Annotated in this window: 19 protein-coding genes; 10 read left to right on the top strand and 9 right to left on the bottom strand. The window is 43.4% G+C overall.

What is annotated here, in order from left to right; translation table 11 throughout:
* Window positions 1-3 precede the first annotated feature (3 nt).
* Window positions 4-771, bottom strand: a complete 768-nt coding sequence (locus tag HUJ21_RS17165) for a ParA family protein (RefSeq protein WP_015267000.1) — start codon at window positions 769-771, stop codon at window positions 4-6.
* 736 nt (window positions 772-1,507) lie between these two features.
* Between HUJ21_RS17165 and mobA the strand changes: the two genes are divergently transcribed.
* From mobA to HUJ21_RS17140, 5 genes are all read left to right on the top strand, one after another.
* A complete protein-coding gene (gene mobA, locus HUJ21_RS17160; protein ID WP_015267001.1) occupies window positions 1,508-1,945 on the top strand; it encodes a conjugal transfer protein MobA in 438 nt (145 codons plus the stop codon).
* A gap of 2 nt (window positions 1,946-1,947) precedes the next feature.
* Window positions 1,948-3,237, top strand: coding sequence for a conjugal transfer protein MobB (gene mobB / locus HUJ21_RS17155; protein ID WP_137404687.1), 1,290 nt, complete (start codon window positions 1,948-1,950; stop codon window positions 3,235-3,237).
* Between the two features lie 100 nt (window positions 3,238-3,337).
* Window positions 3,338-5,359, top strand: a complete 2,022-nt coding sequence (gene mobC, locus HUJ21_RS17150; protein ID WP_015267003.1) for a conjugal transfer protein MobC — start codon at window positions 3,338-3,340, stop codon at window positions 5,357-5,359.
* A gap of 105 nt (window positions 5,360-5,464) precedes the next feature.
* Window positions 5,465-6,295, top strand: a complete 831-nt coding sequence (locus HUJ21_RS17145; RefSeq protein ID WP_291371864.1) for an RteC domain-containing protein — start codon at window positions 5,465-5,467, stop codon at window positions 6,293-6,295.
* Between the two features lie 110 nt (window positions 6,296-6,405).
* Window positions 6,406-6,987, top strand: a complete 582-nt coding sequence (locus HUJ21_RS17140; protein WP_174316899.1) for a hypothetical protein — start codon at window positions 6,406-6,408, stop codon at window positions 6,985-6,987.
* 80 nt (window positions 6,988-7,067) lie between these two features.
* On the opposite strand, the gene HUJ21_RS17135 is transcribed toward HUJ21_RS17140, so the two are convergent.
* From HUJ21_RS17135 to HUJ21_RS17100, 8 genes are all read right to left on the bottom strand, one after another.
* Complete coding sequence (locus tag HUJ21_RS17135) at window positions 7,068-12,467, bottom strand: N-6 DNA methylase (protein WP_291371863.1); 5,400 nt, start codon at window positions 12,465-12,467, stop codon at window positions 7,068-7,070.
* The gene (locus HUJ21_RS17130) at window positions 12,454-12,891 is read right to left on the bottom strand and encodes a DUF1896 domain-containing protein (RefSeq protein WP_137404685.1); all 438 of its coding nucleotides are present in this window, start codon (window positions 12,889-12,891) and stop codon (window positions 12,454-12,456) included. Before HUJ21_RS17130 ends, HUJ21_RS17135 begins: the two co-directional genes overlap by 14 nt.
* 220 nt (window positions 12,892-13,111) lie before the next feature.
* A complete protein-coding gene (locus HUJ21_RS17125) occupies window positions 13,112-14,041 on the bottom strand; it encodes a nucleotidyl transferase AbiEii/AbiGii toxin family protein (RefSeq protein WP_015267009.1) in 930 nt (309 codons plus the stop codon).
* Window positions 14,042-14,044: 3 nt separating this feature from the next.
* A complete protein-coding gene (locus HUJ21_RS17120; protein ID WP_015267010.1) occupies window positions 14,045-14,833 on the bottom strand; it encodes a type IV toxin-antitoxin system AbiEi family antitoxin in 789 nt (262 codons plus the stop codon).
* 119 nt (window positions 14,834-14,952) lie between these two features.
* Window positions 14,953-17,034, bottom strand: coding sequence for a type IA DNA topoisomerase (locus HUJ21_RS17115; protein WP_184493591.1), 2,082 nt, complete (start codon window positions 17,032-17,034; stop codon window positions 14,953-14,955).
* 6 nt (window positions 17,035-17,040) lie between these two features.
* Complete coding sequence (locus HUJ21_RS17110; protein ID WP_184493589.1) at window positions 17,041-18,504, bottom strand: DUF3945 domain-containing protein; 1,464 nt, start codon at window positions 18,502-18,504, stop codon at window positions 17,041-17,043.
* Between the two features lie 84 nt (window positions 18,505-18,588).
* On the bottom strand, window positions 18,589-18,897 hold the full coding sequence (locus tag HUJ21_RS17105; protein WP_015267013.1) for a helix-turn-helix domain-containing protein: 309 nt from the start codon (window positions 18,895-18,897) through the stop codon (window positions 18,589-18,591).
* 249 nt (window positions 18,898-19,146) lie between these two features.
* A complete protein-coding gene (locus HUJ21_RS17100) occupies window positions 19,147-19,992 on the bottom strand; it encodes an RteC domain-containing protein (RefSeq protein ID WP_015267014.1) in 846 nt (281 codons plus the stop codon).
* 1,280 nt (window positions 19,993-21,272) lie between these two features.
* On the opposite strand from HUJ21_RS17100, the gene HUJ21_RS17095 reads away from it, so the two are divergent.
* From HUJ21_RS17095 to HUJ21_RS17075, 5 genes are all read left to right on the top strand, one after another.
* Complete coding sequence (locus HUJ21_RS17095) at window positions 21,273-21,506, top strand: thioredoxin family protein (protein ID WP_291371862.1); 234 nt, start codon at window positions 21,273-21,275, stop codon at window positions 21,504-21,506.
* A 91-nt stretch (window positions 21,507-21,597) separates the two neighbouring features.
* Complete coding sequence (locus tag HUJ21_RS17090; protein WP_291371861.1) at window positions 21,598-21,984, top strand: gamma-glutamylcyclotransferase family protein; 387 nt, start codon at window positions 21,598-21,600, stop codon at window positions 21,982-21,984.
* Between the two features lie 3 nt (window positions 21,985-21,987).
* Window positions 21,988-22,611 (top strand): MarR family winged helix-turn-helix transcriptional regulator, encoded by a 624-nt coding sequence (locus tag HUJ21_RS17085; RefSeq protein ID WP_291371860.1) that lies wholly within the window; start codon window positions 21,988-21,990, stop codon window positions 22,609-22,611.
* 393 nt (window positions 22,612-23,004) lie between these two features.
* Window positions 23,005-25,395, top strand: coding sequence for a TonB-dependent receptor (locus HUJ21_RS17080; RefSeq protein ID WP_291371859.1), 2,391 nt, complete (start codon window positions 23,005-23,007; stop codon window positions 25,393-25,395).
* Window positions 25,395-26,567 (top strand): PepSY-associated TM helix domain-containing protein, encoded by a 1,173-nt coding sequence (locus HUJ21_RS17075; RefSeq protein WP_291371858.1) that lies wholly within the window; start codon window positions 25,395-25,397, stop codon window positions 26,565-26,567. The genes HUJ21_RS17080 and HUJ21_RS17075 overlap by 1 nt, the downstream gene beginning before the upstream one ends.
* The last annotated feature ends 198 nt before the right edge of the window (window positions 26,568-26,765 follow it).

Here is a 26,765-nt window from a genome sequence, read left to right as displayed (position 1 = left end):
AGGCTATAATTGAATGATTTTCAAAAATTCGCTGATGAACAGGTCTAACTGGCAGGCTTTCATCAAGCGTTCATCGGGAGGCATTACGGTAGAGCGGAAAACGGTCTTGCTGTTCACTTCGCTTTCTTTACGAAAGCGTGTACTGTTCTTGACTTGGCTCTGCATCAGACTCAACCCTAATTGATGGATGAGATTGTGATATACGGCGTATAGCGGCGTCCTTTCCCTGCCATCAACCTGATTCCAGAAGAGGTTAATGGTTTCGATGGAAGTTTCTCCCTTTTTCATAATCACGTCCTGCAAAAGCTGAGTGAAGATGAGCGTACTTTCCATTACCACACGGTCTGCCGTAATGGGGGTGAAAATGTGGTGCATTCCAGCCAATGCCTTCAGGATTCCGGGCGTGTTGACCGTTCCGGGCAGGTCAAAGAAAATCACATCAAGAGGAACAGACGAAGTATTTGCAAACTCCTGAGCCGCTTCCAACACACTGTCAGCTCTGTGCTGCATAATGGGATAGGCCTTTTTATTGATGGTCGTAAATTGTTTGTATGCCAGCTTTTTCAAAGCCTCGTTTTCCATGACCATGGCCAAATCCCTTTTCTTCATTTTCATCAGGCTGTGCTGCGGAAAATCTGCATCAAATACGGCTACATTGTAACCTAAGCGATAGTGCAGGGTACTCGCTGCAAGCGTCGTAAATGTGCTTTTGCCAACCCCTCCTTTTTGAGAAGAAAAGGCGATAAACAGAGTTCTCTTTTTTGTGTCCATATTTTAAAAATTTAAAGTTTTCAAATTACTGTTTGCAGGCTTGCAGGCGTTCCGGCAAGCCGTTCTGATTTCCCGCTTTCTATCAGGATAGCTATCAGCCTTGCCTGCGATCATACCTGCTTCCTTGCAGTGCGGCAGCACGGCATTCATTCCGGTAGCTCATCAGGCAGGATTGACGTCTTGCTTTCATTCCGTCCTTCAAGCATTTCATCAGGTGGGCAGGATATATGGATAGCAAGCTTTCCTGCAATCTTGCTTTCTTGTATTCCGGAAATCAAGCAGGCTGGATAACCAGCCATCTTGAATGCACGCCGTCTGTTGGTCCTGAAGCACGGACGGTCTGTCTTCCTGCCAACATTCAAGGACAAAGAACCCATCAATATTATTCGATGGCGTAGCTGTGGCACTGTTTGGCGTTGAGGGGCAGTGTTTGGCACTGCGCAACAGTGCAGTGCTCTAATGGATAGGACTTTACTTTGTAGAAGGATTTTTAATAGCAGATTTATGCAAAGGACTTTTGACAAAATGGGGGGGTAACAGGAACGGCCTAAAGCCGTTTTTCCCTGCTATATCTAATCCGTCCCGGAGGGCGGATTCTTGTGTTCACCGGAACACGGCAAGTTGTGTTTTGAGCATCTCCAAACGATTTCCGATGCTCAAAACAACTTGCCCTTGCAGGGAGCTAAAAACACCTTCCGAAGTCAGGGTTTTCTGTGGTAATTAAAATGGATTAGCGATGAATGAGAACAACAAAAAACAAGTGAAAAAGACCGGACGCCGGCCAAAAAAGGATCCGGCGAAGATTCGGTACACCATTTCCTTTAATCAAGAACGACACGCTCGATTTCTTGCTCTTTTTGACAAATCGAGTATGCAGGTAAAGGCACATTTTATAATGTCCTGTATCTTCAACAACACGGTAAAGACCATTCAAATTGACAAAGGAACGGTGGATTTTTATATGCGTTTGACTTCCTTTCATAGTCAATTCCGCTCCGTTGGCGTGAATTATAATCAGGTGGTGAAACTGCTGTACCGTCATTTTTCCGAGAAAAAAGCAGCAGCATATCTGTATAAACTGGAAAAACAGACGGCTGAAATGGCGGTGCTTTGTCAAAAAATCATTCAGATAAGCGCGGAGTTTGATGCAAAATATCTGAAAAAACAGCGGTAAAAATGATTGCGAAGATCGGTAGAAGCGCAAATTTATATGGGGCATTGGCGTACAATCAGCTTAAAGTGGAGCAGGAAAACGGTAAGATTTTGTTTGCCAATAAGATGATTGAAAACGCAAGCGGGCATTATTCCGTGCCACAATTAGCCCAATCTTTTGCTCCTTATCTGATTGCCAACCGCAATACCGAAAAACATACTCTGCATATTTCCCTTAATCCGGACCCGAAAGACAAGGTAAGCGACGAGAAGTTCCGGAAGATGGCGGAAGAATATATGCGGGGAATGGGTTACGGTGAACAGCCTTTTGTCGTATTCAAGCATACCGATATTGACCGAAGCCATATCCATATCGTATCGGTCTGCGTGGACGAGCAGGGCAAAAAGATTTCTGACAAGTTTGAGAAAGTGCGGTCGATGAAGGTATGCCGCGAATTGGAAAGCAAGTACGGTCTGATACCTGCAACCGATAAGGAACGACGGCTGAACGAAAAGATTTTCCGTCCGGTGGACTACCGAGCAGGTGATATAAAAAGTCAAATCGCTTCGGTTGTTCGCCACTTGCCCAGCTATTACCAGTTCCAGACTTTGGGAGAATACAATGCTTTGCTTTCCCTATTCAATATAACTACTGAAAAAGTGGAGGGCGAATTACAGGGAAAGCCCCAACAAGGTTTATTGTACATTCCCTTAAATGAAAAAGGTGAAAAATCCGGACATCCGTTCAAGGCTTCGCTTTTCGGGAAGAATGCTGGGATTCCGGCTTTGGAATTGCATTTTGCAAAATGTAAAACGGCATTAAAAAACGACCCAAGCAAGCAGACCTTAAAAGCAGCCGTTACCATTGCCCTGAAAAACACAAGCGATGAGCAGGCTTTTAAAAAGCAGTTAGCTGAACAGGGCATTAACGTAGTGGCACGGAGAAATGATACCGGGCGTATTTATGGAATGACGTTCATTGACCACAATTCCAAGACGGTCTGGAACGGCTCACGATTAGGAAAGGAATTTTCTGCCAACACCTTTAATGGTTACTGGAACCACAATATCAAACCGGATATAAAAGAGCCTGCCCTGGCACCATCCAAACTATCCACATCAAATGATGCTGTTCTTCCTGCCGAAGAACCGCACCACTTGTTCAACTTCTTGAATACTTCTGAAAAGCCTGAAAGTGGCCTAATCGAAGCATTGGGTGGATTGCTGCCAGAAGCGCAAGGCGAAGATTATGAGGAACAGGCTTTTGCTAATAGGATGAAGAAAAGAAAAAAACGCCGAAGAGGTCATCAATAGCATCTGGACAAACATTGCCACGCTCCGCCACTGACTGCCACATTCGTATCGCCGGTCTTCTTCTCCCTTAAATTTCCGTTTGGACATTTAATTACAAAAAATGCAGGGAGAAGACGATTTACGGGGGCTGGCCAAAATCATGGCTTTTATGCGTGCGGTAAGTATCCTTTTGGTGTTGATGCACCTTTATTGGTTTTGCTACGGTTTCTTTTCAGAGCGTGGTTGGATACTGGAAATCATCAACAAAATATTAGGAAATTTCAACCGGACGGCGGGCTTGTTTTCACATCCCCTTTATACTAAACTGTTTGCATTGGTTTTGCTGGCATTAAGCTGTCTGGGTACCAAAGGTGTCAAGAACGAGAAGATAACCTGGAGCAAGATCTTTGTTGCTTTGGGAATTGGGTTTGTATTGTTTTTCCTGAATACGCCACTCTTGAAGCTATCGCCAGTCGCTGGGACTTCCCTTTATATACTCACCCTTGCTGCCGGATACATTGCCCTATTGATGGCGGGTGTTTGGATGCACCGCCTGCTTAACAACAACCTTATGGATGATGTGTTCAACAGCGAAAACGAAAGTTTCATGCAGGAAACCAGATTGATGGAAAACGAGTATTCCATTAACCTGCCTACCAAATTCTGGTACAGCAAGAAACAGCACAACGGCTGGATCAATGTTGTCAATCCTTTTCGGGCTACGATAGTACTCGGAACCCCGGGATCAGGAAAATCGTATGCCATCGTAAACAACTACATCAAGCAGCAGATCGAGAAAGGTTTCTCCCTGTATATCTATGATTTTAAGTTTGACGACCTTTCCACCATTGCCTACAACCATTTATTGAAGCACAGCGATAAGTACAAGGTAAAACCGAAGTTTTACGTCATCAACTTTGACGACCCACGGAGAAGCCATCGTTGTAATCCGTTGAACCCCGACTTTATGACGGACATATCCGATGCTTACGAGGCAGCTTATACCATCATGCTAAACCTGAACCGTAGCTGGATACAAAAGCAGGGAGATTTCTTTGTGGAATCCCCAATTATATTGCTTGCAGCGATCATCTGGTTTCTCAAAATTTATGATAATGGAAAATACTGTACGTTTCCACACGCTATCGAGTTGTTGAATAAAAAATACGCAGACGTTTTCACGATCTTGACTTCCTATCCTGAACTGGAAAATTATCTATCGCCCTTTATGGATGCCTGGCAAGGTGGCGCACAAGATCAGTTACAAGGGCAGATTGCTTCGGCAAAAATCCCCTTGTCAAGGATGATCAGTCCGCAGTTGTATTGGGTAATGACCGGAGACGATTTTTCGCTGGACATCAATAATCCGGCAGCGCCAAAAATTCTATGTGTGGGAAACAATCCCGACCGGCAAAATATTTACTCGGCAGCGTTGGGCTTGTACAATTCAAGGATTGTCAAGCTTATCAACAAAAAAGGGCAATTGAAAAGCTCCGTGATCATAGATGAGCTGCCCACGATTTATTTCAGGGGGTTGGATAACTTAATCGCAACTGCCAGAAGTAATAAAGTGGCTGTATGTTTGGGATTTCAGGATTTTTCGCAACTAACCCGTGACTACGGCGATAAGGAAAGCAAAGTGATACAAAATACCGTTGGTAATGTATTCAGTGGTCAGGTGGTTGGTGAAACCGCCAAGAATCTTTCGGAACGCTTTGGCAAGGTATTGCAGAAACGCCAGAGCCTGACCATTAATCGAAACGACAAATCAACCTCCATATCCACTCAAATGGACAGCTTGATACCTGCTTCCAAAATCTCAACGCTTACGCAGGGGATGTTCGTGGGATCAGTATCGGATAATTACGATGAACGCATTGAGCAAAAGATTTTTCACGCTGAAATTGTCGTGGACAATGAAAAGGTTGCCGCCGAAACCAAAGCGTATCGGGAGATACCTCAGATTCTTTCTTTCGTTGATGAGCAGGGAGAGGATAAGATGAAAGAACAGATTGAAAACAATTACCGCCAGATAAAATCGGACATTTTGGGTATTGTCGGGAACGAGCTGGAGCGAATCAAAAATGATCCAAGCTTGCAGCATCTTGTTGTGAAAGAGAGCGAAAACAAAAATAACGGGTAGCTCTATAATAATACGCTGATGCTAAGGCAAGAAGGTATTAAAAGGTTCATATACCCGGAAAAACATATCTTTCAAGATAATTTTATCATCAAACATAATTACGTTATGGAGAAATTTTTCAATCAAAGGTTGCTGGAACTGGAATCAGGAATAAAAGAATTGGAGATCGAACCTGATTTTTCAATACAGCGCATCGAGGCTGGAATTGAGCTTATTGTTCGATGCCTGGCTACAGTTAAAGAGCATGTTTTAACAAAGGGGTTTAAGGACACCAACGAGGAAATTCAGTTTTTCAAACACAGGAAACCGATTATCGTCTCAAAGCTGATTTTCTTTAACTCAATCTACAGGATAGAGACTAAGAAACCTTACGGTTGTAAAGCGACTAAAAAGTACCTGAATAGGGAATTGCGCAAACTCAAGCGGTATTTTGACGAGAATCTTGAGTTTTACAAGTATTATCGCACCAATAACACCTACCTGGATGAAATCCTCTTTGTCAGGGGAAAACACGATTACAAACTCTGTTTAGAACCGTACTATATCCAGTCAGATCACAACTTTTCCTCCTCCCACGACTATAAGGTTGCCGAAATTATAGCCAATGATCTGATACAGGTATATATCGAAGACCAGCTTTATAATTCCCGTTACTTGGACAAGCGAATGGCGAAAAATCCCAACCTAAACTGGACGAGCAGCAAAACGGCCTTAATCGAACTCATCTATGCCATGCATGCTCAGGGTGTATTTGACCACGGAAACGCTGATATAAAAGTCATCACAAAAAAAATTGAAAAGATGTTCAATGTTGACCTAGGGGATTTTTACCATACCTACCTGGAACTGCGCGGCAGGAAAATCAACCGTACCAAATTCATCGACACCCTGCGGGAAAGCCTTGTTAAAAAGATGGATGAACAGGATGAGAAGTGATTGTTGGAAGGGCTACGATGGTCTCCGTACACAGGGGATTAATGCGTATATTTGGGGCATAGGGCCTTTTAAAACAGAAACCGATGTGCAGGCAATTGACAACAGAAAACATGGCTTTGACAATTTCAATAATATCACTTATCATTTCTGGACTAACTTTTTGGTTGACGAGAATTAGGAAAGGCAGTTTAAAAATGACACGACCTTCAATCATCTGTTTTCTTGGACAAAATGGCAATGATGAACCAAAAATATTTATTCGGACATTACTTTATGCGACTGCTGACCAAGGGCAACACATTCAAAATATGTTTGTGAAAATTCACCGGGCTGAGACAATACAAAATTTTAATGTTTGGGCTTACGGTGACAATGGGATTGTCAGAGGTAGCGGACTTTTTGCAAGTAAGACAGGTATATCAGTTTATCATCATTTTTTACTGCCGAAAAATGAACAATGGAATTTCGTTTCTGGAGAATATAGACTTGAAGTATATGCTGAAACCCCTAACAATAAAACGGAGAAATTATTTGAACAAAAATTGTCCCTGACAACAGACCAGACTAAGGACATTGAACTAGGGAAGGCAGTTTACTTTGATTGGGCGCCAAATACTGGACAATATGTGTCATATTCCGATATTAGAACAAATGAAAAGTGGCGTGGCGAAGACAAGAAAAATACCCAATAACAACTGTGTAACTGTAACTGTGGGTAACTCCTGTTGCAAAATTAATTTCCCCAAAACGGGTGAAATTATAGCCCTCGGGATCAGTGAATTCCATTCCTCATCAAGTTTGAGTTAGCCATATCGACGGTTGCCAGAGGGCTTTGTTCTATAACCTCAGCCGTTTTTTGCTCTTCCTTGGGTTCAGGAGAAATGGATAGCTGTATTTTACGGTCAACAGCTGCCAACTCGGTTTTTAGCTCGCTTAATCTGCTTTCTTTTGCCCATGTACCGTTTACTACTTCTTTGAGAACTGGCAGATCTTTTTGAAGTTCCGCTATTTTCTTCTGTTCCTGCTCCATGTAACCGGGCAGTTTTTCCAAGGCATTCAAAAAGTTCATTGCGGCCAGCTTTTCGTCTTTGGCGATGATACCGTTGTTATAGGTGTATTTGATATTGCCTTCGCCCTGAACCAAGAAGCGGTTTACCCGTATATCCATCCCCTCTTTTTCAGATGTTTCGGTTTTGACCAGTAATTGAAAGCCATACAAGCTGCCTATTTCCTGATAATCACCTCCGGTGCGGGCTTTGTCAGCAATTTGGTTGAGCTTTGCACCAATTTGTTTTATATCCGCATTGGGTGATAATCCGTCCAGCAGAACGGGGTTTGCAACAGTACCGTCCGAACGCTTTTGTATCCGCTCCTGTAGATTATTCCAATCAAGACTCATCCGCTGCAAGCGGGATTCGGCGCTTTCAAGCATTGCCATAGTATCTTCCAGCTTGTACTTGGAACTGAATTTGGAGCGGTTGAAGGCTTGTTTTTCGCTTTCCAATCCGGCAATCTGCTTTTCTATCTTGGCTTTGTCCAGCAGGTCAGTATTGCCGGAAAGAATTGCTACATATTCGGAAAAGTTCATTCCCGATTTTTCATCCATACTGCCTTCGTCGATAGTACGTTTGCCGAGGTTGTTGGATTTTAGCTGGTCGATAAATAGCTGTTTATTGTACAAAAGGTTGAACTTATAACTGTCCAATGATTTTTCTACCGCATAAATGATAACATCCACTTTATTGTCGGCGAAGAATTTGGCAATCTCATTGCCTTTGCGGATAGCCCGACCATCCCGTTGGGCAAGGTCGCTCGGTCTCCACGGCGTGTCCAGATGATGCACGGCAACGGCTCTTTTCTGTGCGTTGACCCCGGTACCCAGCATGCTGGTAGAACCAAACAGCACCCGGATTTTACCTTCGTTCATTCCCTTAATGAGTTCCTTACGTTTCTTATCATTGTTGGCTTCCTGAATGAATCGAACTTCGTGTGCGGGTATGCCGTGATCTTCCACAAGCTTGCGTTTGATCTCGGAGTACACATTCCATTCACCGGGCTTATAGGTGCCCAGGTCGGAGAACACGAACTGTGTTCCTTTCTGTGTGTTGTACCTGTTGTAATATTTGGCAATGTTTACCGCACAATGCGAAGCCTTATTGTCGGGATGGTCTTCGTACCTGCCGCTTACCATACGCATATCCAGCGACATCTTACGGGCGTAATCGGTGGCGATGAGCATCTTTGCCTTTTCCTCCCTTTGCGATAACGGTTCCCTCCCAAGCAAAGTGGCATTACCGTTTTTGGCAAATTCCATCAGCTTTTGGATAAATACCTGCTGATCCGGTGTGGGTGGAATATTGTACAATACCTCGTTCTTTTCGGGACGGTCAATACCTATATCCTTTGCCGTTCGGTAATCCGTGATTTCAGAGTAGAATTGAGCCAGCTCCGGCACTTTGATAAAGTAGCGGAAACGCTCTTTCGCCACAATGTTATTGGCTACCGAAAACTCATAGTCCGTCGTTTTCCTTGCATATATGGCAGCCCAGGCATCAAAACAGTTAATGCCCTGTTTTTCCAGAGCACGTGGGCGGAGGTACTTAAACAACAGGTACAGTTCTGTCAGCGAATTACTGATAGTTGTCCCGGAAAGAAAGGTAGCTCCCATGTCACTATCCTTCCTGTCCTGAATGGTCCGGATGGCAAAGAGCAGGTTCATCGCCTTTTGACTCCCTGCCATATTGCCCAATCCGGCAACACGGTTATGCCGGGTATTGAACATCAGGTTTTTGAACTGGTGGCTTTCATCTATGAATAGATGATCGATGCCCATCATTTTGAAATCCACGACATCGTCTTTGCGGTTTTCGATATCGTATTGCAATGTCTTTAGCTTGACTTCAAGGTTTTCTTTCTGTTTGATTGCTCCGGCAAGCATCCCCCGAGTTACTTCATTCCCCTGGGCTTGGAGCGCATCGAGATTCCGCTCCACACTGTCCAGTTCGATTTCGAGGATCTCTTTTTGCATTTCGGGCGATTGGGGAATCATTCCGAACTGGTCGTGCGTAAGGATTATGCAGTCCCAATCGTTGTTTTTAATCTCCCCGAAAATCCGCAGGCGGTTCTTGGGCGTAAAATCCTGCTTGCCGGGATACAATATCTTGGCATGCGGATAGGCAGTTCGGTAGGCTTCGGCTATTTCGTGAACATTACTCTTCAGCCCGATAATCATAGGTTTGTGTGCCAATCCCAATCGCTTCATTTCTTGTGCAGCGGTACACATAACCAGTGTTTTTCCTGCACCTACTTCATGGTCACAAATGGCGCCGCCATTTAGCTTAATCATCCAGACGGTATCTTTCTGGCTGGAATACAGGTCTTGCATACCTAATCCCTTGCGGTCCAATCCCGGAAAGTCCTGATGGGTTCCGTCGTAATTTGGGCGGACAAAACAGTTAAAGGTGTCGTTGTATTGGTCTGTCAGCCGCTTTTTAAACTCATCGTTTTGCGCATGCAGCCAGTCGGAAAAAGCGGTTCGGATTTCGTCAATCTTGGTGTTCGCCATTTGGATGGCTTCCATATCCCGCACCTTGACCTCTTTATCATCGACCTTAATTTTCTTGGTAATATCGGGTGTAGTATTGACCAATGCATGCTTTAGCAGGGCTATCCCGTCAAAGGTTCGGCTTTCCGATTTGACGGCGTATTTGTCCCATATATGCACATTCTTCCGGTCGCATTTTAGCGAAAAGTCATCGGTGCTATCGGAATAATGGATCAGCACTTCCGTATCAAACAAATGCGAAGCAAAACGGGCGTAAATACCAGTGGGTATCCAGCGTTCACCGAGGTTAAAATCCAGCTCTTCAAACTCGATACGCCTTGGTCGGGCTTCTTCCAGAACGGTAAGACTTGCTTTCGCTTCCGTATCATCGGGATTGTTTTTGAGGTAGGCGTGTACCTCTCCAGCCTTTTCGACCACATTGCCAGCAATCCAGCGTTCGGATATTTCGTATTCCTTTTGGAGTGGGTTGTAAAAAATACGACCATGCAGGGCTTCTTTCAAGGCATCGTCGGTCATACCGCTGATTTCGGACATATAGCCCAGATCCACGCTTCCGTATTTGTTGAGCGAAGCCGCCAATGCCTCTTTAGGATTGTCGGTAGCTAATGTTGCGGTAGAGAAACTTACAGGACGATGGAATATATCCGCTTTATGCACCACCCCGCCAACAACACGCTCCAGATAAGGGATTTCCTTTCCGGAACTGTCTGTTTTGATGAGCTTGATATTTTCGGCACTATTAAGGTTGCCACACCTTTTGACAAAGACGTCGTAAAGGCGGTTAAGCTTTTCCCTTTCTTCTTGATGTTCACGCTGTTGTTCCGCTTCTTTGATATAGAGCTTTTGGTAAACATCACGCACTTCGATATAGGCTTCGGCTCTTGCCTTTTGTAAAGGCGGTAATTGTAACGGGTGGAAAATAGCCGAACCGTCTGCTGTATCTACATCCTGCAAATGACCCACCCATCCCTTATCCACTACAAGGCAATCGTTTCTGTGGAAGGGTTGCAATTCGCCACTATACGGGGCAGGTTCAGCAATAATGCTGGAATCGGCTTGCTTTTCAGTCTGACCATTCCCGTTTATTTGTGAAAACAGGTCACCGATAGCTTCCTGTTTTTTTCCGTTTATTTGTGCAGTTCCGTTAGGTTTTGGTGGTGTATGTGGTTGTTGCATCACTCCACCGAACAGGTTTGTCTGGCGACCTATTGCCGCCCTTCTTTTTTTAGAGGTTTGCCTTTTGGGTTGTAGCGTTCCTTTGGATGTAGCAGCAACTGTTACGGGTTCGTCTGTATTTTCAAACAGGTCGAAAATGCTTAGCTGTTTTAATTCTTTTGGACTTTCTTGATAGGCAGCAGGTACGGGTTTCGGTTCCTGCCTAATGATGACAGGATCGATAACCGGAGGATTAACCGTTGGAGTGAAAGGACTTTGTATAAAGGACTGATCGTTCCGTTCCTCTTTGTATAAATTCAAATTCAAGTGCTTTCCAAAATCTTCGGAAAGCATTTGTTTGAGGTCTTTAGCGATACCATTCGTACCGTCTTTATGCGTGTAGATTAATGCAGGCTGTCCGTAGGGATCAGTGTCTAATTTCCAGTCGGTATGTACAATTCTTGTGTTGTCCTGAAAAATGGCATTACCCGGGGTGCCATATTCTGTTTGCCTGCTTTGACAAAACCGTTCTTCAACTTCGCTCAGGTTTTGCTTTGCCGTGTTCTTTTGGAGGATAATCAGATCGCTGCCAACCTCTGTTCCGGCATAGTCGGTAAACAGGTTATTGGGCAATCGAGCGGCTAAAACCAGGTTATTATTCTCCATCAATGCCCGGCGGATTGGCTCGTTCTTCGGACTATTTAGAATCCCCTGTGAAGTGATATACGCTAATACACCACCCTCACGGAGCATATCCGTTCCTTTCAGGAAAAAGTAATTGTGGACGCTCCGGGCCGCCTGTACTTTTGCCGTGTCTTTACTCCTAGAATAGGAAAGGTCAAACACGGAAGTATCGCCGAACGGGATGTTGCTGGCAACCACATCATAAGTATTCTGTTCCCTTTCGGGTATTTCCTCAAAACCGCTGATGCGGATATTACTTTCGGGATATAGCTGCTTTAGAATCTTGCCGGTGAGCAGATCTTTTTCATAAGCGGTAATACTTGGGATTTGGCTTTCTGAAAAGGACTGGATGAATGAGCCAATTCCTGCGGAGGGTTCTAGAAATTTATCCATCTTCAGACCGCTGTCACGCAAGGTTGATGAAATTGCATCAATGACTTGTGGCGGGGTATAAAAAGCTGTCAGTACGGAGCTTTTCATACTATCCACATATCTGCGATATTGCTTATCGTCCTGGGAGTTTTCTTTGAGTAGCTGGTGGAGTTCCTGCGTAAGTGGAAAAAGATCGTGTTCGGTTTTTCTCCAATGATTGATGTCTGTTTCGTTTGCTATGGGGTTCAGCACGAATTTAAGACCGCCAAATCCGCTGTATTGCATCAAGAGCAGTCTTTCGCCTACGGTGGCTTGTCGTTTCTCCTTTTCCAGTTTAAAAGCAATCCGTAAAGCATCAATATTCTGTTGGAGATGTTGCCTTTTACTGAAGCCCATTTTCCTCTATCCAGATGGCTATGGTTCCGGTGAGTTCGGTATAGAGCAGGTCAAACTCATACCCGTATGCGAAATCATCGGTCAGTTCATATCGAGCGAAAACAGGTTCACAAATAGGGAGCATTTTCAGGGCGAACGGTCGCAACTCCTCATCTGCCATATTGGTGTCGAACTCATTGCAGACCACTTGGAAAACGGTATCGAATCTGGAAAAATGCAAGCCCTCAAAAAGAATGTAATTTGCTATTTCATCGCATTGTTCTATGGGATTTCCCGCCATAAAAGCGCCCTCATAGGCATTGGCAGCCCAGGAGGAACGCTGGTCTATAAATTTTGTGTCAAAAGCTTTTTCGGGAAAGCTGGTATTTAATAGTTCTTGTAGCTGTAGCCTGAAATAAGACAAGTCTTTTCGCTGCGTATCCATACTAATTTTCTTTAGAATTTTCTTGAAGTCTAAAATTAGAGCAGCAAATAGGGATTTTTATAGAAGTGGCAGGGCTTGGCGTTGAAGGGTAGGACTTGGCTTATCGTTGCTTTTTACAGGACAGTAATTAAAATCAAAAACCCTCCGGAATGTCGGAGGGCATTTATGGGATTGTCAAGAATTTGAATTATCCTGCCAACAATAGGATGCTTTTAAAATATCACGTTTTGTTATTGAAAAGTACCTCTTTCAGTTTCTCGGCTGCTTGCCTGTGTTTCTTTTCGTCCATTTTTGAGAGATTGAGCAGTTTCCACTGAACAGATGGCAAATGAGCGACTTCCTCCATATTGGGCAGACCCAATAACTCCCATTGCGGTTTTCGTTCTTTAAAAGACAACAAAAATGCCCTCTCATCTGGAGTCATTTCTTTATTGATAACGGTCACCAGTTGCTCCCTTGTCCGTTCCAGTACTTCTACGGAAATATCCACCTCTGCCATTTGTGCGAATTCTGATTCATATATTTCACGTATGTCTTTGCGGTGTGGCGCAAGCAGTTCAGCCATTGGTCGCTGGTGGCTGATCAGGAACACAAGAAATGTTTTTCGTAGATTTTCCGTAAACCCCTCATTTTCGAGCAGAAACTTTACATCAAACAAATCACGGGGATGTTGCCTGTCCAATGCCGCGGCAATCTTCCCCGCGTATAAATCGGGTAATGATGCTACCTGTATTTCGGCGTAACCAAATTCACGCTCTACGGTTTCACAAACTTCCATGCGAACCTCAGGGAATACCGATCCCCGGATAACCGGTGACAACTCCACTTTGACACGTATATCTTCCACTTGCAGAATAAGACGGAGTGCGTTCCCCTGTTCGTGCGTGTTCTGTATGCGAATGCCCGGAATGGTTTTCTTAATCAGTTCGCTCAATCTCGATAATGCTTCACGGATATTAGCGAGTGCTTCTTCACGTCCCTCTGAGGGCAGGTAGAGCAAATCAATATCAACTGATAGTCTGGGAAGTTCCCTGTAAAAAAGGTTGATGGCGGTTCCGCCCTTCAGGGCAAAACATTTCTCACTGTCCAAAAGTGGCAGGATGCGTACCAATAACTGGACCTGCCGGTAATAAATACTGTCTTTCTTCATCTGTTAGGGTTGAAAATCCTTGGGTACGGTTATTTTATATGTTTTATCAAGCTCTCCTTCCTTTGCAATTACCCGGTTGCCGGACCCAAGGGCTATATGTTCCGTATCCAGCTTTGAAAACCATGTATAATTATGCCTTGAAGCGAACCAAAGGAAAAGCCGTTTGACTTTGACATTTGTGCACGCCTCCAATAATCGTTGCAAGGTTCGGGGGGAAAGGGAGGTCATTCCTTGTATGAGCTGATCTGCATGTTCAAATGATATTTTTCTGGGAACGTCGTTGAGCATTTCCAAGCAGGCTCTTTCCGGGCATGATATTTTCAGGTCTTTGAAACCTTCTTTCCAAGAAACGGAACTGGTGTATTTCCCGGAAATATCTCTTTCCATACCGGAGAAAAGTTCATTCCGGGTATGGCGTATAAAAGCTATGTTTTCCGATAGTTCGTTCGTCCATAAGGGTAATTTATCATTACCGTATAGACGGATGGTTTCTTTTTGGGAAACGGGTATGTAATGCGAAAACCCTTTTAATTCAAGAGCCGACAGCCCACCTACCACATAATCCGTTTTCATAACGGTTTGCAAGGTATAGACCATACTTTGCCAGGAAAGCAGGATACTCCCCCTTGTATATAGCCCTTTCCACAGTAATTTCAACTGTTCGCTTTTTACCAGGTTGTCTATGGCATGTTTGTCCAAAGAAGCCTCTTCCATAAGCCAGTTACGGGTTACAATCATACTTTCGGGTATTATCTGTTCCAATAATCGTCGTCTTTCAGGATTGGATGCCATGTTTACATAATTTATTTTAGGCGGCGTTTATCGCCGTCAAAACAAAGATACGTAAATATTTTTGTTTATATAAAATAAAAATAACGGCGTTTATCGCCGTTGAATAAGATCTATATAAACTATTTCTTTTTCCGCTTCTCAAATTCAAAGGAGCTTTCAGCTTTGTCGTTCAAGACGATATAGGCATCGAACGTCTTTCCCGCCTTGCTTTTCATTCCTTTGATAAGCGATGTTTTGCCGTTATCCACCAGGCTTTCAATATCAACAATGCCGATTTGCACGCCGCAAACAATGCGAAACTGGACCCAATTACAAGCCTCGTCCGGACACTTCACGATTTTATCCCGGATGAGCAGTTTTTGTTTTTTGCATTTCGGACAGACAAGTTCGGGTGAATTATCCTTGGCAATGGAAGTTTGCAACAGTTCTCCGGTGATGGATTTGGTATAGGCCTCCATTTCCTTTTGGAATGCTATGGCATTCATTTCACTGGTTTCGATTTTCTGAAGTGCCAGTTCCCATTCGGCGGTCATGGCCACGTCTGCAATTTTCCGGTCTTTGACCAACTCATATACCTGCAATCCCTTTTCCGTAGGAATCAAAGATTTCTTTTCCCGCTGGATATAATTGCGGGTAAACAGGGTTTCGATTATTGCGGCTCTTGTAGCCGGAGTGCCAATACCGATATTCTGCAAAGCTTTCCGTTCTTCCTCGTTCTTGATATCCTTTCCCGCCGTTTCCATAGCCGACAAAAGCCCTGCTTCGGTGTATAATACGGGAGGCTTGGTTTTCTTTTCCAAAACTGCGGCTTGTTTGATTTTGAGTACATCACCTTCTTTTATGTCCGGTAGATCCTCTATAGGTTCTGCATCATCATCGGTGAAGTTACCTTTGATGGAACGCCAGCCGGGTTCGAGCACCTTGCAGCCCTTTGTCGTAAAATCGTAATGCAATGCCTGTAAAGTAATATGAGTGGCCTCCTTGGTGCAGGCACCGGAAATCGCTTCGAGTAGTCGAAAGGCAATCATATCATAAACCGCATTTTCCTTTGCATTCAGTGCCGATGGGATTGTGTCGGTAGTCAATAACCCGTGGTGGTCGGTCACGCGCAGGTCATTCACGATGCGTTTATTGAAACGTCCCCATTTCACTTTGGCAACGGCTTGTTTACAGGTGTCCCTATCCTGCAAAGCTCTTATGAGATTGGGAATCTCTGTCCACATATCTTCGGGTATGTACTTGCTTCCGGTACGTGGATAGGTGATAAACTTCTTCTCATAAAGACTTTGAGCAATTTTGAGGGTTTCTTCCGCAGATAGGTTCAGTTTTTTGTTTACTTCTTTTTGCAAGCCGGTCAGGTCAAACAACAAGGGCGGCTGTTCTGTAACGTTTTTGGTTTCTACGGATGTGACAGCAGCCGTATTCCCGTTTCTCTCTATGGATTTCAAGGTGTCCTCTGCCAGTTTTTGGTTATCCCACTTATTTTTGGAAAGGCTTTTAAACTCGATGAATTCCTTGGTATGCGACAACTGTATCTGCCAGTATTTCTGTACCGAAAAGTTTTTGTTTTCCAAGTAACGCCTACATATCAAAGCTAGTGTTGGCGTCTGTACCCGTCCAAGCGAATAAACACCATTGCCAGCCGCAATGGAGAGTGCCTGCGTGGCATTGATTCCTACCAGCCAGTCTGCACGACTTCTGCCTTGTGCCGCTTGGTATAGTCCGTCAAACTCCTTTCCGTCTTTGAGGTTGTCAAAACCCTGTTTAATGGCTTTTTCCGTAAGGGAACTGATCCAAAGTCGCTGAAAGGGCTTGATGCATTTCAGGTACTCGTAAATGTATCTGAATATGAGCTCGCCCTCACGTCCGGCATCGGTCGCTACGATAATGCCATCACTTCGGTTAAAAAGCTGTTCAATGATTTTCAGTTGCTTTATCGCTCCTGCGTCGGTGGTGTAGCCTTTGTCTTTTTTCACCTTGCGGACTGCCAGTAAAAACGGATGGGGCAATATCGGCAAAGCTGCTTTGTCAAATCCCGTTATGCCATAATCTTCGGGCATTCCCAACCCGACAAGGTGTCCGAATGCCCAGGTAACAAAATAGCCGTTGCCTGTCAGGTGACCTTCCTTCTTTTCGGTGGCTCCCAACAGGCTGGCTATTTCCCTTGCTACACTTGGTTTTTCTGCAATGACTGTTTTCATACTTTACTACATTTTTCTGCTTCTGGCCTTTGCAGGTGTTTTGGGTTTTTCCTGTTGTTGCTGCTGTTTTTTGTCTTTCGGGGTTTGTTGCGCTGTCTTCAAAGGCTCTTTGATATTCTTGGTAGCTTCGTTGGTTTTTCCCTCTGAGTTGACTGCTGTTTGGGTTTTGTGGGGTTCGGTAGGTTTTGCCTGCTCTTTGAGCTTATCAGGATTTCGGAAAGAAAATTCCGTTCTGCCTGTTTCCTGATTCAGCGTGATATATCCCTGATATTTTTGCCCCTTTTTATCCACCAGGCCATCTACGTACACCGTTTGACCGGCTTTGAACTTATTGTATTGCTCTTCGTCCAGTTCCTTGCCCCGGAATGTTCGTGGAGCTTCCTGCGGCTGGTTTTGCTGATTGTTTTGAACATTGCTCTGTGTTTGCCGATTGGAATTGTTCCTGTCAAAAAGAAACTCCACATAGCGTTTGTCCGCGTTGAACTGAACCATAGCCGCAAACTCGGTTCCTTTCCTGGAAATCATACCTTCCAGATAAAGCGGTTTACCTTCCATTAAGGCTTGTTTTTGCGCATCGCCCAGTTTTACCCCTTTGATCTCATCCGGGATTCTGATAAAATCCGTCCGTAATGCGACCAGTTCATTGGTCAGCCTGTCTACGCTGACAATGGACGGAAGTGTTTCGCCTGTTTTGGGATTGGTCAGGTTAACCACACGTCCCATATTTCCTGATTCGAGTAGATTTTTCTTGTCCTCATCGGTAAACTTATGGCCGAAAAACTCAAAGTTCAGGTTTGGCTCTTTACGGATGCCGTGAATGGCAACCACCACCTGTCCGTCATCATTGGGTTGCAGGGATAAGCGGGCGTCCATTCGGGTTACCGCAGTACCAAGGTTTAGGCTTACCGGTACAAGTTCGTTGGTCTTATAGCCTTTCAGTAAAGGTTCAAGGAGGTTCATTTTTTCAAGGCGCTCCTTACCTAATCCAAGATTGTTCATGGTTTCCCAATCAATCTGTTCCAGCTTGTAGCGGTATTCGCTGGTTTCCGGGGTTTTCTGTGTCGTTTCCATATCATTTTGATTTTCTTGTTTTTGTTTCTCTTTTATTTCCGGTTTGATCTCGTGCTGTTTTAGTAGGTGTTCGCCTTCAGGAGTTGGACTGCTTACCTGCTTTTGCATTTTATCCGCCGTATCAATGGCAATAGGTGAGGGAACTTTGAAAAAAGAGAAGTTGGTGGGGTTCTTCAACTGGCTGAAAAAGTTGGAGAAGAAGTTGGAAAAGAAATCGCCATGTCTGTCCACCCGCATAAACTGGTTCTGGTTTTTCCTTGTAGGATCAACCGTTTCCATTTTCCCATTTTTGTCAATGCTTTTTACAGCCTGGATTTTCTTTTTCTCCTTATCCAGTACCAGCAATATGTCCGAGAGTTGTTCCGGTACTTGTGGTTTATCTAACGTTTGCTCACTCATCGCTTGAAAATTTTAAAGTTCAGTGCCGAAAGTAAAAGACGTACTCATCGTTTTGCTTCAATTGGCATCCACTGGCAGTGTTTGTCACTTGTTGGCGTTCGTTTTGGGGACCGGAGCCCTGAAACTCTCACGGATGAAGCGATGGACGTCGGAGAGCTTGTAATACAATTTTCCACTTATGGTGTAATAGGGCAACTTGCCGATGGAGCGGTAGCGTTGCAGGGAACGGTTACTTATTTTTAGCATCTGGAGCAGATCCTGATTGTCGAGCAACTCCTCACCATCTATGCAGTTGCGTTTTTTCTGCACATCCTCTAAATGGTCGCTAAGTATGTCAAAGCGCCCCATAATGCGTTCCATCCATGCCGTAAATTCCATTTTATCAATATTCATAAGGACTCCGTTTTTGTTTCATTACAAAATTCAGGAGTGTGGAAGGGTTTGTCTGCCAAGGCTAGCCAATTGGTTTAGCTGTTTTTTTAAAATTTTAGCAGTAATGAGAATTAGCTGAAAAACAATGGGTTAATTCTTGTAGAGTATATCGTTGGAGAACGGAACAGAGATTTTACCAATTGGCGGATATGGGCAAAAAGAAAGCAGCACATAAAATGCACTGCCTTGAACTTGACCTTTTGGATGCTGTCAAAGATCTTTATCCATGTATTCTTCGAGAGATAATTTCAACTGATCCAGAAATGCGGTTCTCGAACCAGCCCGGGTTTTCATCCGGTGAAAAGCGTGATGCAGGTCTCCGAGAGGAATACGGAAAAGTATCTGGAACATCAGGCTTATTTTTCGGATGCCGATCTTACCATGTGAAATAACACCGGAAGCGTGAAGTGCATAAACCAATTCAATGAGCGCGTTTTTGCTGTCTGTCCAGAAAACGTCATTGGAACTTTCCGGCTTCTGCAATATGGTGTCCGGGTTTTCTTCAGGATTGATTTTGGTCAGCAGGTAGGAATAAAGCAATTCATTGGCAATGATCCTTGCGATCTTGTAATCAAAAAAAGTTGAGAATAACGGATCTATCTCGAACACTATACTGTTAAGTCCATCGTGGTAATTGATATTTCCACGCTTAAAATAGGTGTCGTCACGATCCGTTCGTCCTGAGCGGTAATAACGGTAAAAATCGGTATTACAGACATGTGCCATGTATTCCCGTTTTAGGTTGGCCAACTGCGTTGAAAAATATCCATAATACATTTTCCCGTTGTCCACGGGGCAGGCTGTTTCAATGCGGTAAACCTTGTTGTAGTAGATTAGTTTACCGAGTATCTGCGGTTTTATCGTTCGGAAGAAGTTGATTTCTTCAGCATCGTTGCAGAAGCCATTCTCGATAATGTGTCCTTTAGCCGAGAATAGTAGGTCTTGGAGATACAGTGTCATTTCGTAGGCCTCATCAATCAATGTTTTGCCTTGCGATGAAATCTTGTCTTCCTTTTGGTGTATCTCCAAAATGATGTTTTGTAGAGCGTGTTTCATATCCGCCAATTTTATGGGGCTACAGGCTTTTTAGAGACAAGTATTCCCAAATGAAGTACAAACTTTATGATTTTGAGCACAATATTTCCCCAAGTACTACCCAAGTTGGGAGATTTTTTTTTGCTGCAACCTCATAATTGGAGCTTTACATCTCTTGTTGAAAGGAAGCGTAAATTTAGCCTGTCAAAATAAAAATGATAAGAAACAGCGGTGTCTCCTTGCTTCTCGATATTTTCTTCATACTTTTGCACCGGTTAGTTCGAACCAAGACGAATCTTTCTCTTTCTGATTGTATACGAAGAAAAATAAATTCAATATATGTGGTTTATTTTTAATTACTTACGCATCGTTTTTCGAGGCTAATAATTTTAAATCTTCCAAAAAATGGTTCGAAAATTGTCCCGGGAGGACGACACAAAAAACCTATCCTCTTCAGGGTAGGTTTTTTTTATACCCATCCGCTCCAACTCCCCAGAGGTGTCAGGAGGAGAACCGGGGTTTGAAATCCGGGCGAAGGGAGGATTTGCGAGAGGTAGTGTGGGCATGTCCTATCATGGTATACGTTTAGTTTTTCATGTCCCAATTTCTGTATTTTTGACTCATGTATCTACAAGAATGAAAAAAGCACAACTATTAAGTGATTTTCTTAATGAATTATAGGGTAGATACGATTGCTCCTTTTCGAGAAGAGGCCAAAAAGCTCATTCAGAAAAAAAATCCATACATACCCGGCTTGTTGGCTATTTCTAGTTCCCTATATTTACAGGTTAATGAACGGTAATAAACATCTATTAAAATTAATGAATTCCACTGTCCACTATTTTTTAAAACCGAGTTTGGGCGTAATAATTCAATATTTATTGTTGGAAGCCTAAAAATTATTTTTCCCAAGACCAGGCTTAAACCTGGTAAACCCCGGGACCCACTACTTGCTAAAGAGAAGTAACGGATTTGTTTCAGTAGAAAACACTCATTAATCGCTGAATTTTTTCTCCACTGGCAGAAAGTATGATCTGCTGTTGCCAATTTATGGTTGAATTACGTAATCTTTGGTTTGATTCCTATTATTTCTTTGCCTATAGCCTTCCGAAATTTGCATTGTTTAATCAAAATGGAACTCGGATGCGCAAAAGGAATCTTAAAAAGGGAAAATTGGTAGTTCCGAGGTCTCAGCCATAGGGCTGGGTTGCATGAATAAAAATAAATCATTTGAATAGTAAGGAATCCTTACTATATTTGACAAGGCAATATCGCCAGTCAACACTTTAAACTTTATTCAAATGGCAAAATCAATTTTCTATCATGCGGGTTGTCCTGTATGTGTCAGCGCAGAACAGGACATTGTAAATCTCATTGGAGCCAACAATGTGGAAATCGTTCACATTGGCGAGAAAAGTAACCGGATACCCGAAGCAGAAAAGGCGGGTGTAAAATCAGTTCCTGCACTGCTTACTCCAAACGGGAATGTGCTTCATCTCAATTTCGGAGCATCTATAGATGACCTGAAAGGCTAAAAAAATTTGACATTATAGGTTAGGAATCCTAATTAAATTTGGGTTCCTGACTTATTTTCAGCCTCAAAAAAATGCAGCCTGCATTGAACCAATGGCTTATTCGATAATTGAAGTAGAAAAAAATGCAATGGAAAAAACAATACATTTACTCTTTTCTTATGGTACTTTAGGGTCAGAGAAAGTACAGCTTGAAAATTATGGCCGGATCGTAAAGGGAAAGCGGGATACATTGGCCGGATATAGGCTCGATAAAATACAAATAACAGAATCTTCGGTACTTGCCAAAAGTCAACTTGAATACCAACCAATTGCTATAAAATCAGAAAATAAGACAGATTTTATAGAGGGCTTACTATTTGAGATAACGGAGTCCGAACTTGTGATAACCGACCATTATGAAGTCAGTCAATATCATAGAATTCGCGAAACAGTTGGTTCAGGGAAGAAGGCCTGGATTTATGTGGAAAAAATTGAATAAAAAATGAAGCAACACTCATCATTTAATTTAAACGAGCAAAATCAAAAGGTCGAAAGCCGAATTGTAGTGGCTTTGGAGCGAATATCGGAAGCTTTCAGGGTTTTGCTTTGGAACGAAAGCAAAGAAAATGCGCTCAGTCCCATACAAATGCAGATTCTAATTTTTATTTCTTTTCATTCCATAGAGAAATGCAAGGTAGGCTACCTGGCAGATGAGTTTAACATGACCAAAGCCACCATTAGTGACAGTGTAAAAGTACTTTTGGCCAAAAACCTGGTTAGCAAAGAAACAGACCCTGTAGACACGCGAAGTTATTCGCTTTCGCTTACAACTGAGGGGAAGAAAATAGCAAAAAAAGCATCCCTATTCGCCTCTTCCATGGAGCAGCCCATAGGAAATCTATCGGAGGAACAGAAAACAATCATGCTCAACGGATTGCTTAAATTGATTTATGACTTGAACAAATCCGGGATCATCACTATTCAACGCATGTGTTTTACCTGCACCAATTACCAGCTTCGTGAGGGAATGCATTACTGCAAACTTTTGAAAAGCTCTCTGGCTGAAAATGAATTACGGGTGGATTGTCCGGAACATGAATTGCTTCCCACTGCAAAAAACGATTGATGCGAAAAGCATTTTTTCAAAAATGTGATTGAGTTTGGGTCCGAAGATGGTGTTTTTTGCAGTTTTAAAACTACAAAAAATAGCTATACTTATTGTATGGATACTACATTAACGCAACCTCTTTTCCATTTTCTATTAAACCGGAAAATTCCACTTTCCCTGAAAATGATCAGAAACCTTTGCCCAATGCCTGGCCTGCCTTCGGAAGTCCTGATACAGGAGTTTCAATCCGAAATGGCATACTTTTTTTCCTCCTTCTTTGGAAATTCCCGAATACTTTTCCGATAGAGATAGATAATTTCTATCATTTCAATTAATTAAGATTATTTCCAAATAGCATTGTTTAGAATTGATCTTATTAATACTTTTGTCCTGTCAAAATTTATACATACAATGAAGAACAAGTACTCCTTATTGATAGCAGTTTTTTTACTTTTTGCTTTCTCTGTAGCTTATGCTCAAAACGGGTCTGTCACCGGCAGGGTAACAACGGTGGACAACAAGCCACTGGAATTTGTAAATGTTGCTGTCACAGGCCTGGCCAAAGGAGCCACTACCGATAGGCAAGGGCGATTTTTGATCAGGGATTTGGAAGCAGGGACTTACTCCCTGCAGGCATCTTTCGTAGGCATCAAAAGCCAGAAGAAAAGCATTGAATTGAAGCCGGGACAAAGGTTGACTGTAGATTTTAGGCTGGCAGAAAGTTCAACCGATCTCTCGGAGGTCTTGGTAACCGACTTCAATGCCAACCGTTTTTACTCCGATAGTAACTTTACCGTTTCCAAATTACCTTTAAAAGACCTGGAAAATCCACAGGTTTACAATTCAATCAGTGGCAAATTATTGAAAGAACAGGTGGTAACGAACATGAATGATGCCCTCAAAAATGCCACTGGAGTAACCCGTTTATGGGAATCTACGGGACGGGGTGGTGATGGTGCAGAATACTATACCATGCGGGGCTTTTCCGTACAACCTACCATGGTCAATGGCATGCCCAGTGTGAATAACGGAGGACTTGATCCTGCCAATGTGGAAAGTGTGGATGTGATCAAGGGGCCATCAGGAACCCTTTTTGGTAGCCCGATGATCTCCTACGGAGGCCTGATCAACATTTCAACCAAAAAGCCTTTGGACCAGGCTAGAAGAGAAGTGGGTTTCGTGACTGGGAGTTTCGGTTTAAATCGCCTGACAGCTGATATCAATGAGCCGGTATCCGAAACTTCAGCGGTTCGTCTGAATGCTGCTTACCAAACACGAAACACTTTTCAGGATGCAGGTAGCAGCCGGTCCTTTTTTATTGCCCCTTCCTTCAAATTCAAGGCAAGTGAAAAACTCAGGTTTCTGATCAACACCGAATTTCTGGATGCCGTTTCCGTAAATGCACCCATGATTTTCCTCAATCGTTCCAATCCTTTGACTTTTTCCAACATGGAACTCTTTGACAGGAACTATGAGACCTCCTTTACGGGAAATGGATTGGATATCAAAAATTCCTCTTACGGGATTCAGGCCCAGGCTTTTTATGAAATCAATGGTTCATGGACCTCTCAAACCGTATTGTCAAGAAGTTCTACCAAATCGGATGGCTATTACCACTATCTTTTTGACAACAGTGACGGAGATTCCTTTACCCGGTATATATCTGACAGGAATGGGCAGACCATCACCACAGACATACAACAAAATTTTATTGGCGATTTCATGTTGGGCGCATTCAGGAACAAGACAGTTATCGGAGTCGATTATTTCAGGTCTTCTGTTTTTAACGGCAGTACAGGCTGGGTGGGCAATGGCGTCGTAACCCTTTCAGATGGCAACGATACAGGTGTGCTGACCCGGGCTGGGGTGGATGACCTGGTGAAGGATTCATTTGAGGGCAATTCTACAGGAAGCAGTGAAGTGCTTAGTGCTTATATTTCCAATGTCATTGAATTTTCTGATGCACTTTCCCTAATGGCCAGTCTGCGTATTGACAATTTTAATGGCAAAACCGATTACTGGATAGAAGAGGAAGTTAAAAGCCAGACTTCTCTTTCGCCCAAATTGGGTTTGGTCTATCAAGTGGTTCCGGAGAAAGTTTCGCTTTTTGGCAATTACATGAACGGATTTGTCAATCTGGCTCCTGCCAATGTAAGCAATGCGGATGGGTCAAATCCCAGACTTAAAATTTTTGATCCGGAGCAAGCCAATCAGTATGAATTTGGGGTGAAATCCAATATTTATAAAGATAAAATCTCCGCAACGGCAAGTTATTACAACATCGGTGTAAAAAACCGGCTGATGACCGATCCTGATAATGTCAACAATTCCATACAAGGTGGAGAAGTGGTAAGTAAAGGGTTTGAATTCAGCCTGATTGCCAATCCTATAGATGGGCTGAATCTGGTAGCAGGCTACAGTAATAATAATACGGAAGTAACCGAAGACAATGAGAATAGTGGGTATTTAGGTCTCAGGCCTGAAGAATCGGGGCCTGCAGAACTGGTTAATTTCTGGGCCAGTTACACCATTCCAACAGGGCCTTTAACAGGAGTAGGGCTCGGTTTTGGTGGAAATGCAGCAAGCGAGCACCTCACTTTAAACAGGGCCAATATCGGTACCTTTGCGCTGCCAGCCTATCAGGTGTTTAATGCAGTTGTGTCTTATGCAGGTATTGGAAATCAGTACCTGGTGTCCTTAAAGGTCAATAACCTGACCAATGAAAGGTATTATTCCGGTTGGTCCACGGTGACTCCTCAGCAATTAAGAAATGTAGCCTTTAGCCTCAATTACAGATTTTAATGAAGATCAAAAAAGCAATAGGGAAAATTCACCTTTGGCTCGGACTTTCGTCCGGGCTTGTGGTGTTTATAGTAGCGATTACCGGCTGTATTTATGCCTTTCAGTCAGAAATTCAGGATTTAACCCAGTCTTACAGATTTGTAGAACCACAGCAAAGTCCTGTTTTACCCCCTACTCAAATTTGGGAAAAGGCTGACCAGGCATTGCCCGATAAGCACCTGCATGCCATACTATACCCAAAGCCTGATCGATCCGCTCAGGCCATTTATTATAGTTTTGAGGAGCACTATTACTATTTCGTGTATGTCAATCCTTATACCGGAGAGGTATTGAAAGTCAAGGATGAATTTGCTGACTTTTTCCGCCTGGTGTTGGATGGCCATTTTTATCTCTGGCTCCCTCCGGAAATCGGACAGCCTGTAGTGGCTTCTTTTACGCTGGTGTTTTTGGTCATGATGATTTCCGGATTGATCCTATGGTGGCCAAAAAATAAAAAGGCGAAAAGCCAGCGTTTCTCATTAAAGCTAAACGGGAGTTGGAAAAGAAAGAATTATGATCTGCACAGTGTTATTGGCTTTTATGTGATGGCCTTTGGGTTGGTATTTGCGGTTACCGGTTTGGTTTGGGGTTTTACCTGGTTTAGGGATGGGGTCTATTCAGTAGCTTCAGGAGGGAAAGATTATGTGGAATATTACACGCCCGAATCCACTTCCTCTCAATCCTATCAGGGAGATTTACCGGCCCTGGATCAAGTCTGGCTCAACATGAGAGCAGCATATCCGGATGCAGACTGGATAGAAGTTCATCCTCCTGAAACGGAGAATGGGGCCATAGCCGCCAATGCCAATCCGGATGCGGGTACCTACTGGAAGATGGATTACCGGTATTTTGATCCGAATACTTTGGAAGAATTACCCGTGGATCATATTTGGAACCGTTTTCACGAGGCCACAGTCGCGCAAAAAATCATGCGGATCAACTATGATGTGCATGTGGGTGCCATTTTGGGTTTCCCTGGTAAGGTGCTGGCCTTTTTGTTGAGCCTGATCATTGCCTCTTTGCCCATCACCGGGTTTTTATTGTGGTACGGGAGAAAGGTCAAGGCTAAAAAAGGTAAAAAACCAGAAAGGGTGGAACAGCAAAAACGGGAAAAAGTGCCTGTCTTGAATTGAATGGCATTTGGCTTTCCTATTATTTTCCTTGATTTGGATCAAATGTTCCGGCCGTCAATAATTGGTTTTTATTTGATACATTACCTGCCCCGATCCTTTTTGGGGGAATCTGCCATTTTTCCCTCATAGCTTATCCTGGCATCCCACTTTGTGCCGTTTTCGTGATGCCTGCCTGATTTCTAATTGCCGAATAACTGG

This window comes from Cyclobacterium sp. (genome assembly GCF_014762705.1).
Classification (GTDB): domain Bacteria; phylum Bacteroidota; class Bacteroidia; order Cytophagales; family Cyclobacteriaceae; genus Cyclobacterium.
Note: the sequence above shows the minus strand (reverse complement) of the source record. Positions and strands in the feature narration are given on the sequence as shown.

Bases quoted from the DNA above. Each gene is read 5' to 3' on its own strand.
- HUJ21_RS17165 (WP_015267000.1), bottom strand. From the start codon at position 771: ATGGACACAAAAAAGAGAACTCTGTTTATCGCCTTTTCTTCTCAAAAA.
- mobA (WP_015267001.1), top strand. From the start codon at position 1,508: ATGAATGAGAACAACAAAAAACAAGTGAAAAAGACCGGACGCCGGCCA.
- mobB (WP_137404687.1), top strand. From the start codon at position 1,948: ATGATTGCGAAGATCGGTAGAAGCGCAAATTTATATGGGGCATTGGCG.
- mobC (WP_015267003.1), top strand. From the start codon at position 3,338: ATGCAGGGAGAAGACGATTTACGGGGGCTGGCCAAAATCATGGCTTTT.
- HUJ21_RS17145 (WP_291371864.1), top strand. From the start codon at position 5,465: ATGGAGAAATTTTTCAATCAAAGGTTGCTGGAACTGGAATCAGGAATA.
- HUJ21_RS17140 (WP_174316899.1), top strand. From the start codon at position 6,406: ATGGCTTTGACAATTTCAATAATATCACTTATCATTTCTGGACTAACT.
- HUJ21_RS17135 (WP_291371863.1), bottom strand. From the start codon at position 12,467: ATGGGCTTCAGTAAAAGGCAACATCTCCAACAGAATATTGATGCTTTA.
- HUJ21_RS17130 (WP_137404685.1), bottom strand. From the start codon at position 12,891: ATGGATACGCAGCGAAAAGACTTGTCTTATTTCAGGCTACAGCTACAA.
- HUJ21_RS17125 (WP_015267009.1), bottom strand. From the start codon at position 14,041: ATGAAGAAAGACAGTATTTATTACCGGCAGGTCCAGTTATTGGTACGC.
- HUJ21_RS17120 (WP_015267010.1), bottom strand. From the start codon at position 14,833: ATGGCATCCAATCCTGAAAGACGACGATTATTGGAACAGATAATACCC.
- HUJ21_RS17115 (WP_184493591.1), bottom strand. From the start codon at position 17,034: ATGAAAACAGTCATTGCAGAAAAACCAAGTGTAGCAAGGGAAATAGCC.
- HUJ21_RS17110 (WP_184493589.1), bottom strand. From the start codon at position 18,504: ATGAGTGAGCAAACGTTAGATAAACCACAAGTACCGGAACAACTCTCG.
- HUJ21_RS17105 (WP_015267013.1), bottom strand. From the start codon at position 18,897: ATGAATATTGATAAAATGGAATTTACGGCATGGATGGAACGCATTATG.
- HUJ21_RS17100 (WP_015267014.1), bottom strand. From the start codon at position 19,992: ATGAAACACGCTCTACAAAACATCATTTTGGAGATACACCAAAAGGAA.
- HUJ21_RS17095 (WP_291371862.1), top strand. From the start codon at position 21,273: ATGGCAAAATCAATTTTCTATCATGCGGGTTGTCCTGTATGTGTCAGC.
- HUJ21_RS17090 (WP_291371861.1), top strand. From the start codon at position 21,598: ATGGCTTATTCGATAATTGAAGTAGAAAAAAATGCAATGGAAAAAACA.
- HUJ21_RS17085 (WP_291371860.1), top strand. From the start codon at position 21,988: ATGAAGCAACACTCATCATTTAATTTAAACGAGCAAAATCAAAAGGTC.
- HUJ21_RS17080 (WP_291371859.1), top strand. From the start codon at position 23,005: ATGAAGAACAAGTACTCCTTATTGATAGCAGTTTTTTTACTTTTTGCT.
- HUJ21_RS17075 (WP_291371858.1), top strand. From the start codon at position 25,395: ATGAAGATCAAAAAAGCAATAGGGAAAATTCACCTTTGGCTCGGACTT.